The organism is Dysgonomonas sp. 521 (assembly GCF_010501055.1).
Classification (GTDB): Bacteria; Bacteroidota; Bacteroidia; order Bacteroidales; family Dysgonomonadaceae; genus Dysgonomonas.
This window is the reverse complement of the sequence record NZ_QVMO01000100.1, coordinates 1-11,429: the sequence shown is the minus strand read 5'-3', so window position 1 is coordinate 11,429 and position 11,429 is coordinate 1. Positions and strand designations below refer to the sequence as shown.

At 39.8% G+C, this 11,429-nt stretch carries 11 protein-coding genes; 9 read left to right on the top strand and 2 right to left on the bottom strand.

All coding sequences use genetic code 11. The features are described 5' to 3' along the window. Positions 1 to 162 precede the first annotated feature (162 nt). Both ruvB and D0T84_RS19210 read left to right on the top strand, forming a co-directional pair. Positions 163 to 1,188 carry a Holliday junction branch migration DNA helicase RuvB gene (gene ruvB / locus D0T84_RS19215; protein WP_163309477.1) on the top strand — a complete coding sequence of 342 codons (1,026 nt, stop codon included), beginning with the start codon at positions 163 to 165 and terminating at the stop codon, positions 1,186 to 1,188. A 206-nt stretch (positions 1,189 to 1,394) separates the two neighbouring features. After that, complete coding sequence (locus D0T84_RS19210) at positions 1,395 to 2,639, top strand: ABC transporter permease (RefSeq protein ID WP_163309476.1); 1,245 nt, start codon at positions 1,395 to 1,397, stop codon at positions 2,637 to 2,639. A gap of 3 nt (positions 2,640 to 2,642) precedes the next feature. Here D0T84_RS19210 and rlmH read toward each other — a convergent pair whose 3' ends face one another. Both rlmH and D0T84_RS19200 read right to left on the bottom strand, forming a co-directional pair. Continuing rightward, positions 2,643 to 3,116 (bottom strand): 23S rRNA (pseudouridine(1915)-N(3))-methyltransferase RlmH, encoded by a 474-nt coding sequence (rlmH, locus tag D0T84_RS19205; RefSeq protein WP_163309475.1) that lies wholly within the window; start codon positions 3,114 to 3,116, stop codon positions 2,643 to 2,645. Between the two features lie 79 nt (positions 3,117 to 3,195). After that, positions 3,196 to 4,023, bottom strand: a complete 828-nt coding sequence (locus tag D0T84_RS19200) for a sugar phosphate isomerase/epimerase (protein ID WP_163309474.1) — start codon at positions 4,021 to 4,023, stop codon at positions 3,196 to 3,198. A gap of 118 nt (positions 4,024 to 4,141) precedes the next feature. Between D0T84_RS19200 and D0T84_RS19195 the strand changes: the two genes are divergently transcribed. The 7 genes from D0T84_RS19195 (at position 4,142) to D0T84_RS19165 (ending at position 11,284) form a co-directional block, all read left to right on the top strand. After that, positions 4,142 to 4,489: an MGMT family protein gene (locus tag D0T84_RS19195; RefSeq protein ID WP_163309473.1), complete on the top strand. Its 348-nt coding sequence runs from the start codon at positions 4,142 to 4,144 to the stop codon at positions 4,487 to 4,489. Positions 4,490 to 4,648: 159 nt separating this feature from the next. Continuing rightward, on the top strand, positions 4,649 to 5,554 hold the full coding sequence (locus tag D0T84_RS19190) for a DUF3943 domain-containing protein (protein WP_163309472.1): 906 nt from the start codon (positions 4,649 to 4,651) through the stop codon (positions 5,552 to 5,554). A gap of 1,087 nt (positions 5,555 to 6,641) precedes the next feature. Next, on the top strand, positions 6,642 to 7,601 hold the full coding sequence (locus tag D0T84_RS19185; protein ID WP_163309471.1) for a hypothetical protein: 960 nt from the start codon (positions 6,642 to 6,644) through the stop codon (positions 7,599 to 7,601). A gap of 103 nt (positions 7,602 to 7,704) precedes the next feature. Next, positions 7,705 to 8,571: a nucleoside phosphorylase gene (locus D0T84_RS19180; protein ID WP_163309470.1), complete on the top strand. Its 867-nt coding sequence runs from the start codon at positions 7,705 to 7,707 to the stop codon at positions 8,569 to 8,571. Beyond that, the gene (locus D0T84_RS19175) at positions 8,571 to 9,224 is read left to right on the top strand and encodes a vancomycin high temperature exclusion protein (protein ID WP_163309469.1); all 654 of its coding nucleotides are present in this window, start codon (positions 8,571 to 8,573) and stop codon (positions 9,222 to 9,224) included. Before D0T84_RS19180 ends, D0T84_RS19175 begins: the two co-directional genes overlap by 1 nt. Before the next feature lie 3 nt (positions 9,225 to 9,227). Continuing rightward, a complete protein-coding gene (locus D0T84_RS19170; RefSeq protein WP_163309468.1) occupies positions 9,228 to 10,124 on the top strand; it encodes an SEL1-like repeat protein in 897 nt (298 codons plus the stop codon). Then, complete coding sequence (locus D0T84_RS19165; RefSeq protein WP_163309467.1) at positions 10,121 to 11,284, top strand: porin; 1,164 nt, start codon at positions 10,121 to 10,123, stop codon at positions 11,282 to 11,284. The genes D0T84_RS19170 and D0T84_RS19165 overlap by 4 nt, the downstream gene beginning before the upstream one ends. The last annotated feature ends 145 nt before the right edge of the window (positions 11,285 to 11,429 follow it).

Below are 11,429 nucleotides of genomic sequence, written 5' to 3'. Positions count from 1 at the left end.
ACGACGGTATCTAGTTGGAAGTCCTTCAATTATATAGCTTTTATTGTTATATTTTTAAAGAAAATTAAGAAAATCAAAAAGTCAAGATGACTTCAAAGAATAGAATATATGCAAATCAAGTCTTATTGACAAATTAATTATGTAAATTTGCGTCCATACATTATGGAAGGAACATTTAATATACACAGGGGAAATATAAACGAGAATGAGAAAGAGTTTGAGAACGCGTTGCGTCCTCTGACCTTTCAGAGTTTTCGCGGACAAAGTAAGGTTGTCGAAAATCTGCAGGTTTTTGTGACGGCCGCTAAGATGCGTGGCGAATCCTTAGACCATACCTTATTGCATGGGCCTCCGGGATTGGGTAAGACCACATTGTCCAATATTATAGCCAATGAGCTTGGTGTAGGATTCAAGATCACATCAGGCCCTGTACTGGATAAGCCCGGCGACCTGGCGGGTTTACTGACTTCGCTGGAGCCGAATGATGTCCTGTTTATAGATGAAATACATCGCCTTTCGCCCGTTGTGGAAGAGTATCTTTATAGCGCGATGGAAGATTATCGCATCGATATAATGATAGATAAAGGCCCTAGCGCCCGTTCGGTGCAGATAGAGTTGAATCCGTTTACCCTTATCGGGGCTACTACACGTAGCGGATTGCTGACAAGCCCTTTGCGCGCCCGCTTTGGTATCAATATGCACCTGGAGTATTACGATCTGGATACACTTACACATATCATTCTCCGTTCGGCAGATATATTGAATGTACCTGCATCGAAAGATTCTGCTGTGGAAATAGCCTCCCGTAGCCGTGGAACGCCACGTATTGCAAATGCGTTATTGCGCCGCGTACGTGATTTCGCACAGGTAAAAGGATCGGGCAAAATAGATAAGGATATTGCGTCCTATGCCCTCGAAGCGCTAAATATAGATAAATACGGTCTGGATGAAATAGACAATAAAATACTGTTGATCCTTATCGATAAATTTCAGGGCGGGCCTGTAGGCATTTCTACGATTGCCACAGCGCTGGGCGAGGATGGCGGAACCATAGAAGAAGTTTACGAGCCGTTCCTTATCAAGGAAGGATTTATGAAACGGACTCCGCGTGGGCGCGAGGTTACGGAGTTGGCATATAAACATCTGGGTCGTAAAAGGGCTAGCGAGCAGGGATTTTTATTCGATTGAGCGGGTGCTGTGTGTCATGTTTTCTTGATAAAATTATCTAATATAGAGTAGAGATGTAAAGCTCAGAAGGAAAAGTAACATGAGAAAGTAATAAAAAAGGTGTTACTTTTGTCACCTTTGTTACTTTTTAGTTAAAAGTTATGAGTAGTGGATTACCGCTTTACGAACTGTCGCCTTTTTGAAATTATAAGAAAGTAACAATAACGATGAACTTAGAACTATTCATAGCGAAACGTATACATTTTGGCAAAGAAGAAGGGGAGAAAAGGGCTTCTTCGCCGGCCATTAAGATTGCTGTTGCCGGTGTAGCAATAGGCCTTGCCGCTATGATTCTGGCGCTCTCTATTGTTATCGGGTTTAAGAAAGAAGTGCGCGGCAAAGTTGTAGGATTCGGCTCGCATATACAGATTACAAACCTGAACAATTCCACATCGTACGAAACATTGCCTGTGACTGTGACCGCCGGACTTCTGGACACACTGGCTCATGAGCCCGGAGTAGCCCATGCACAGGTATATGCTACCAAGCCCGGCATTATAAAGACAGACAGCGCTTTTCAGGGGATTATACTCAAAGGTGTAGGGGAAGACTACGACTGGGACTTCTTCAGTAAAAATATGATCGATGGCGCTATTATCAACCCCGATGATACGACAATTACCAATCAGGTCATAATATCAAAAAACATAGCAGATAAGCTGAACCTGAAAACAGGGGACAGCTTTATCTCATATTTCGTTCAGGAGCGGAGCGCCCGTAAATTCAATATAACAGGTATCTACAGCACCAACTTCGAAGACTATGATAAGCTGTTTGTAGTAACGGATATCCGTCTTATACAACGGCTTAACAAGTGGGAGGCCGATCAGGTAAGCGGCATTGAGTTGCTGGTAAATGATTATGACAATCTGGAGCGGATAACTCAGGATATTTACCTGAACATGATGACTTATCGTGATATTGACGGCAATACGTTCCTTACTCGTTCTATCAAGGAGCTGAATCCGATGATATTCAGCTGGCTCGACCTGTTGGATATGAACGTATGGGTAATCATCATCCTTATGTTTGCCATTTCTATATTTACGATGGTTTCGGGACTGCTTATCATCATACTGGAGCGGACGAATATGATAGGGATGCTGAAAACGCTCGGCGCGCATAATTTCAGCATTCGGAAGACTTTTCTTTATGTGTCGTCATTTTTGATCTTGAGAGGGATGCTGTGGGGCAATATTATAGCTTTGGCCATCCTTCTTGTCCAGAGGTACTTTGGGTTAATAAAGCTTGACCCGAATACGTATTATGTATCGGAAATGCCTGTGGATATAAATATCCTTTACATCGTATTGCTGAATGTCGCTACATTGGTTTTGTCCGTGCTGGCTATGGTAGGGCCATCTTACCTGATAGCAAGGATATCGCCGGCAAAATCGTTACGTTTCGAATAATGCTTATTCGTGATGGTAAGGTTCGTTGTTTAGTATAGTCATAGCCCTGTACAGTTGTTCTACGAAAATAAGGCGTACCATCTGGTGCGAAAAGGTCATGCGTGAAAGCGTAAGCTTTTCATTGGCTTTCTGGTATACCGCCTGCGAGAAGCCGTAAGGGCCTCCGATGGCAAATATCAGCCGTTTACTTACTGTATGTGTTTTCTTTTCGATATAGGAGGCGAATTGCATGGATGTGTACTCCTTTCCTTTATCGTCTAGCAAGACAAGGTAATCGCCTGGTTGCATATTTTTCAGGATCAATTCGCCTTCTTTCTCTTTCTGTTGCTCTATTGTGAGGTTCTTTGTGTTCTTTATATCCGGGATAACCTGTATTTCGAAAGGGATATAATGTTCCAGCCTTTTCCGGTATTCGTCAATAGCTTCGATAAAGTAGCTGGCATCGGTTCGGCCGATAGCGAGAAGTACGATTTTCATAACTGTATAATTAAGGATACAAAAATAGGCAACAATTTCTTGCTGCCTGTTCTTGTTATCTGAAAAATTTGAACTATTCTTACTTCGTTGCGTCTATCACTCCTCTGAAATAGCCGATTGATTCCGCTATACCTGCCAGAGGGGCTTTCATATTCCGCTCGTACTCCAGACTGCATGCGCCGGTATATTTTACTTCACGGAGCATTCTTACAAAGGCGGGAATATCTATGATGCCACGCCCTATTTCACCTGTTTTCCCCTCTTTACTGGCGGCAGTAGTATTCTTCATGTGAATATCGAAAACCCTTTCGCTATACTTTTTCAGGTCGGCAACCGGGTCGTGTCCGGCACGCATATTGTGACCTATATCGAGGCACATGCCAATGCGGGGGTCAAGGTCTTTTACATGCTCGTAGATATCAGTTGCATGCGGGTATAAGTCTATATCCGGTCCGTGGAGATGGATTGCGTATTTGAAGTCATATTCTTTCACTTTTTGGTCTACATAAGGTAATACATCATGGTTAGGTACGCCAACGATTAATTTCACACCTACGCGTTTGGCATATTCGAAAGCTTTGTCTACCTCTTCTTTTGTCTTCATGTAGATAGGACCTACCGCATAGCCTGTTACATTATAGCTTGCCAGTTTGGCATGGAATGCGGCAATCTCTTCATCTGTACTGTTTAGCGGTAAATGGAAATCTTTGATGCAAAGGTAATGTACATCCACTTCCTGCATCATTTTCAGAGTCTCGTCCAGGTTGAAGTTGACAAAAGTATATCCGGCTATTGCCACTTTGAATAATTCGCCGTCATCCCTCAACTGTTTTTCGGGTTCATTCGCAAAAAGAACGGCTGTGTGCGCGCACAAAAAGAATAGTAATAATTTAAACGCTTTGTTCATGGGTTATTGTTTTTAGATTAAATTCAGGCGGAAATTCATCCTGTTAAAAATACAAATATAATGAATAGCTTTGAAATTTAGAGTTTATATCTTTATCTTCGCCTTTAACATATACAACATGGCAGATATTGACAGGGAAGATTTTACACAGTGGGTCTATGACGTGGTAAGGAGCATACCTTACGGGCGGGCGACCAGCTATGGGGCAATAGCCAAGGCTATCGGCTATCCTAATATGTCGCGGATGGTAGGCAAAGTTATGGGCAAATGTGATTCTGCCGTTTCGGGGATACCGGCTCACAGGGTTGTCAATAGCCAAGGTATACTATCAGCTAAAGAGGCGTTCGGCAATTCGGGAGAAATGCAGAAATTGCTCGAAGCAGAAGGTGTTGTCATTATTAATGACAGGATTATCGACTGGAAGAAGATATTCTGGAATCCTGCAAAAGAGTTATCCCTTGAATAATCTTCCATTGATATTTTTTAAGGTATCCTTGTCTGTTTGGTTAAAATTCAAAAAATGTTTAGTGTGAATATGCAAATATATTCAGAGTAAAAAGACTGCTTTGCAAAGCCTTAGTAATTTTACTATGACTTATTAATAAAGCTTTTAGCAGTAGTTGATATGATGAATAATATTGCAGGTAAACAAAAAAACAGGCGGCTTTTTATTTTGCTGTTCCTTCTTGCCTATGTATTGAATATTCGTGCCCAGTACGGATTAGATTCGTTAGATTGGAAGATAGGTTCGGATACCCTCCGTACTATCCCTCCAGTGATGGCACAATCTTTCAAAATAGATAAGGCTCTTACCGATAACATTCGCAACGAAAATTTTAAGCTGATACCCTCTAAGGTAAATATTTATGACTTACCTTATTCCATGACAGCTAATTACCCTAACTATAAGAGATTGGCTTTGAACTCGGGTGTGTTGTATGGCGCAGGGTTCCTGGCTTTAGGGGTGCTGTACGCGTTACCCGAAAATGCTACGGCATGGAACAAATCGGAAACAATACATACCCCTCCATTCAAAAGGTGGTGGAGAAATGTAAAGAAAGGTCCGGTTGTAGACAAAGATAATTTTATATTCAACTATGTACTCCATCCTTATGGAGGAGCAGCATACTACATGGGTGCCAGAAGCCAGGGCTTTAATATACTTTATTCCGCCCTTTATGCCACGGGTGTATCTACTATATTCTGGGAGTACGGCATCGAGGCTTTCATGGAGATTCCCTCCCTTCAGGACCTGATTATAACTCCTATTGCGGGAACCCTTATGGGAGAAGGCTTTTATATACTCAAGCGCCATATTGTGGCAAATGACTACAGGTTGTTCGGCTCTCCGGTTTTAGGGAATATAGTGGCTTATCTGATAGATCCGGTGAATGAGGTAATCGGGATATTTGCAGGAAATCCGAACAGGAGCAAATCAAGGGCTACAGATACTAATTTTGCTTATACTCCGTGGATTAGCGCGTCAGACAATGGGAAAATATTCGGTTTTACAATAAACGTATCTTTTTAGAGAGATTAGGGGGCAAATATACATTTACTCGCTAAAAATAAAGTTATTCATCAGAATAGACAACATTATTATGTCAATAATCCGGATTATTTCTTTATGGAATTATCTAATATAGGAACTTACCCGGAAACAGAAAAATTACAATAGAGAAGTATGGAAGGGTTACTTTTCTTATCTTTGTTACTTTTATAAATAAACCGAATAAGAAAAAGCCTTTTAATTTAAATGTAATATGTTTGCTGTTATAATTGTCTGGATAATAATATCTTTTGTCTTGTTTTCTTTTGGGGATATGTTTATATTTCTGTATAATAAAATAAGTAAGCAGGATGAAAAATATAATATAACAGATACTGTCCTTTTAGGTATGTGTTTTATGTCAATCCCTTTGTCTCTGTCATCCCTGTGGCTTCCATCTAACCATTATATTTTGGCTTTTTATATAATGATTAGTAGCTTATACTGGCTTTTTAATAAGCCCCGCACCTATTTTTTTGTAAAAAAGGCGAAGGGTTATTTTAACGACTTTACTCTTACACAGATTATTGTAATGGGTTTATTTGTATTGAGTGTGTTATTTTATACATTATGGGAAGCTTCTATTTTTGATTCTGCCTACTATCATTTCCAGAATATAAGATGGAATGAGGATTTTGCTATTGTTCCGGGGTTAGGCAATCTGGAAGACCGATTTGGTTTCAATTCTAATTATTTCCTTATATCTGCTGTTTTTACTTTTAGATTCCTATTTAAAGACCCTCTTTATGTATTACAAAGTATATTGTTTGTTTTTATTTTGTGTTGGATATTAAAAGAAATAATAAAAAATAATTTCCAGTACAAATATGTTATACTTCTGTTAATGCTGATTCTCTTCTTTGTTGTGAATATGTCTTATCTGTCCACTTCATCAACAGATATTATTCCTAACTTGTGTGTATTTTATTTCATTGCCCGATTTATTATATATCCAGATAGCTTAAAAAAATCTTTTTTATTAGTTTTTATACTTCCTGTATCTTTAGTAACGTTTAAGCTGTCGGCCTTTCCACTTTGTATTATTTGTATTCCATTGTTATATAACTATTTGATAAAAAAGCAAACAAGGGCTGTGCTGTTTGTTACTGTTTGCTCTCTGTTTATTGTAGGATTGTGGTTTGTTCGCAATATTATTGCGACAGGCTATCTTGTTTATCCTCTTCATGAGATCGATTTATTTTCGTATGACTGGAAGATGCCGGAAGCTACGGCAAAAATAGAGAGGTGGATAATACATGGATATGCCAGAGAAGCGTTAATCGAACCTTTTAAGGAATTACGTTATTTCGAATATTTTATTGTAGACCAAAGGATGAGGTTGTTGAATTACCTGTTGATAGTTGTTTGTGTCTCATTATTAGCTATATCTCCCTTTATTGTTTTGTATTCTTATTTGAGGAAGAAAACTGTAAAAAATGTATACTATCTGATATATTTAATTTGTTTCCTTTATATTCTATATTGGGCTATATCCGCTCCGGATTTTCGCTTTTCGAACGGGATGATACTGGCCACCATTTATACAACTATTATAGTCATGATGGGTAATAAAATCAATCGACAAGTAGTAAATTCCAAAATGGGCAAATGGCTTTTGACAGGACTGGCTATTGTCTTTTTGTTGTCATCTGTGAAGCATATACATAATCAAAGCCAGGTTGTTGCCCGTAAAACAGAGACAAAAGTATCTGATCTGATTTTATTTACTCTATACCGCCCTTACCCGTCAAAGTATCAGGATAAATATGCGGACTCTTTCGATATACATAAGTTGAACAATAATATAAGTATTTATCTATCAACAGATCCCACAGGCAAATGTTATGATCAATTACCTGCGACATCTCAGGGAGGTATTCCGTTTTTGAAAAATAATTCCAAGATACAAAGTGTAAAGACGATAGAGGCAAGGGGGGAATTGCTTAAATACGGATTCAGAACAAAAAAGGAATACATGGATGTGTTGGACAAAGAGTCGGCACTTATTATCAGTAAAAAATATGAATGATTTTTGGACGATGAATAATCAGTAAATATGAAATTAAAACAGACTCTAAGTAATCATATAAAACGATTTGTTATTTGCATATAAACATAAAAAATAGAAGATTATGAGAACAATACCCGATTCGGAACTGATAATAAACGGAGATGGCAGTGTATTTCATTTGCATATCAAACCGGAACAACTGTCTGACAAAATAATAATGATGGGAGACCCGGACAGGGTAAGCCTTGTCGCTTCTTTCTTCGATACGATAGAATGTGATATACAAAGCCGCGAATTTCATACTATTACCGGAGTTTATAAAGGGAAACGTATTACAGCCCTTTCTCACGGTATAGGACCCGACAATATCGATATCGTGCTTACCGAGCTGGATGCTTTGGCGAATGTCGATTTTAAGACAAGGGAAGTGAAGGAAAGCTTTAAGCAGTTGACTATGGTTCGTGTAGGAACATCGGGCGGATTACAACCGCATTGTCCTATAGGGTCTTATGTTGTTGCTGCTAAATCGATAGGTTTCGATGGTGTGCTCAATTATTATGAAGGAAGGGATAGTGTCGCTTTACTCGATTTTGAAGATGCCTTTAAGAAGCATGTAGGCTGGAATCCGCAACATTGCGCCCCTTATGTAGTAAAGGCGGATGAGGCTTTGGTGGAGCAGATAGGGCACGATATGATAAAAGGCGTGACTATTTCTGCTATAGGTTTCTATGGGCCTCAGGGACGTTATGTGCGTATGCCTTTGGCTAACCCCGATTTGAACAGCAAAATAGAAACATTCAAGTTTGGCGAAGATATGATTACCAACTATGAGATGGAAAGCGCTCCTCTGGCCGGAATGGGGCGACTGATGGGACATAAGGCTATGACGGTGTGTACGATTATTGCCAACCGTTTGGCAGGCGAGTCGAATGCCAATTATAAGGGGTCGATAGAAGATTTGATAAAGAAAGTTCTGGAACGTATCTGATGAAGGCACGAACGAAGAAGATATTCAAACGAATATTCGGTGTGTTGTTTATCGGATTGATACTGGTTGTTTGCACCCTCTTTTTTACCAACTGGAAGATTCCTCACGATACCAAAGGTTTTGTGTATGATAGTGTGGATAGTGTACCAGTGCAAAAAGCGGCGTTGGTCTTGGGCGCGGCAAAGAATATAGGCGATCGTCCGAACTTATATTTTACATATCGCATACAAGCCGCCAAAGAATTATATGATGCGGGAAAGGTAAAAGCCTTTGTTGTAAGCGGCGATAACAGCCGCAAGGATTATAATGAAGCCGATGACATGCGCAATGCGCTTATCGAAGCGGGAGTTCCCGCCAACATTATACATTGCGATTATGCGGGGCTTCGCACATTGGATTCGGTAGTGAGGATGAGTGAAATTTTCGGTCAGGATTCGTTTATCATCGTTTCACAGGAATTCCACAACGAGCGGGCAGTATTCTTAGCGCGCCACTATGGCTTTACAGCTTATGGATATAACGCGAAAGACCTGTCCCTGAACCGTTCGTCGTACAGAACAAAAATAAGAGAACTATTTGCACGTGTAAAAGTATTTGTGGATATAGTCACGGGTAAGGAGCCTAAATACCTGGGAGAAAAAATAGAGATATAGATTATGAAATACTTTAGTTTTTCGTGCCCTTTCTATCCTGATTCTACCTTGCCCGACTTTAAAGAGATAATATGGGATGCAAACATGCTTTGCATCTATTTGTCACGGATGTATGAGTTCTACTTCTCCCCAATTCGCACCGATGGCGTTTCCCAATTGAGAGTTCTTGTAGTTGATGCTTTGACAGAACAGGTTAAGCAAAGCCTGTATTCTCTGGATGATGTTTATGCCGTTCTCGATTGGAATGCATACACCTGTTTATCTTCATCCGGAGAAAAATCAGCTTTTCTGATGGATATTATCCAGAATAAAATAGTAGCCCATGTAAAAGACAGGGGATGGGAGCTGTCATCATTCGAAATCGCGTACAACAAAATCAGGAAAAAGAATTACCAATTCAGGGAATATTATAAAAAATCGATACTTTCTCCAGACAAAAAGTATAAGGCACAGGTCTATTTTGAGTATGATTATGAAAAAAATGCTACTTTTGTCGATTTTTCTGATAAGAAGGGCAACCCTATAAACCGTGTACAATTTACGCCGGGCGGATATTCCGTAATTAGTGAGAGTATTGGCGCAATGAGGTGGCTTGACAGCAATCATGTTATTGTATATTATATGGGAGTTACCAAGTTGGGGCGTGAACACGCTAATAACATGCGTGATTACTGGGTTATAGGAACTGATGGTAGTGTGGAATTCCACTATCCAAAAGCGGAAGCAGAGTCCATAAATGCGCATGCCCTATACAATCTGGGAATAATGTACTGGGATGGGAAGATAATATTACAGGATAAAAGTAAAGGACTGGAATATATAAAACAGGCTGCTTCCTTAAAATATAAGCATGCTGAAAAATGGTTGAACATTAATTATAATTTGAAAGAAGAAGAATGAAAAGGTTTTTATTTGTATTATCGCTATGTGTTAGCTGTACTCTGGTTTATGCCCAGGACTCTAATAGCGAACTGTTGAAGAAATTAGTAGAGAAGAATGTACTGACTCAAAGCGAAGCTGATTCGATACAGGGACATAGCATACATAGTGAAGATAAAAATTCTTTGCCTCAGACTATCGGGAAGATAAGGGAAGCATTCAATACACCATATATGCGTTTTGGCGGATACGGGCTATTCATGTACAAATACAATGATCTGGCTCCGGTAAAACATAATTTTGAGGGCAGAGTTATTTTCCTGTCAATGAGAGGCGAGATAACCCCGAACCTGAAATATTTTATTCTGACAGAAGTTATAAATCCGAGGCTTCATGAATTTTGGGGAGAATGGACTCCGGCTAATGAGTTCAATCTCAGGTTGGGACAGATGAAGACCCCGCTTTCCCTAGAAAATCAGATGTCCCTGACAGATATTGAAGGCATTTTCAATACCCGCTCCGTATCGGCTCTGATAGGTATGACCGATGATGTGCAGCGCTTGCAGAATGGGAAGAATAATACAGGGCGCGATGTAGGTATTATGGCTTATGGCAACCTGTTCAAAACACAAACGCATGACCTCCTGGAATATAAGGTAGGTCTTTATCAGGGGACAGGACTTAACACCAGTGAGAACAATAACTCGAAGGATTTTGCGGCCAACCTGACGCTACAGCCTGTAAAAGGATTCCGTATCGGAGGGGGTGTCTATTTTGGCGAAGCCAAGTATCTGAAACCCGAATATATGAATTCTGACGACACCGAAGAATCTAACCATGTGCGCAACAGATGGATTGTAAGTTCTGACTATCGTTCGGAGAGAGTATATGCGCGTGCCGAGTGGATAAAGGCGAATGATGGAGGTATCAGCAAAGAAGGCCTGCACGGTATGGGGCTCTACTATTTTATTCCCCAGAAGTTGAATGCTTTTGCAAAGGTGGATTATCTGAATCAGAATAAAAACACGAACAATGAAGTGATTGATTATACTCTGGGTATCAATTATCACTTTTACGGGCCTTGCCGTTTCCAGCTGAATTATACATATTCTGACTATTCCAACAGTTGGGGCGAACGGAATTCAAATACGGTATTGGGACAAATGCAAATCGTATTCTGATATTCTTAATCACTACTGTCCGGTAAAAAACAGAGCGAACTTTTAAAAATTAAAAAATCCGCTCTTCTGCTTATCTTTGTAGTAGCAACAAAACAAAATTAAGCTCATGAGCAAAAGTAGGGATTTTATCGGACAGCCGATATTG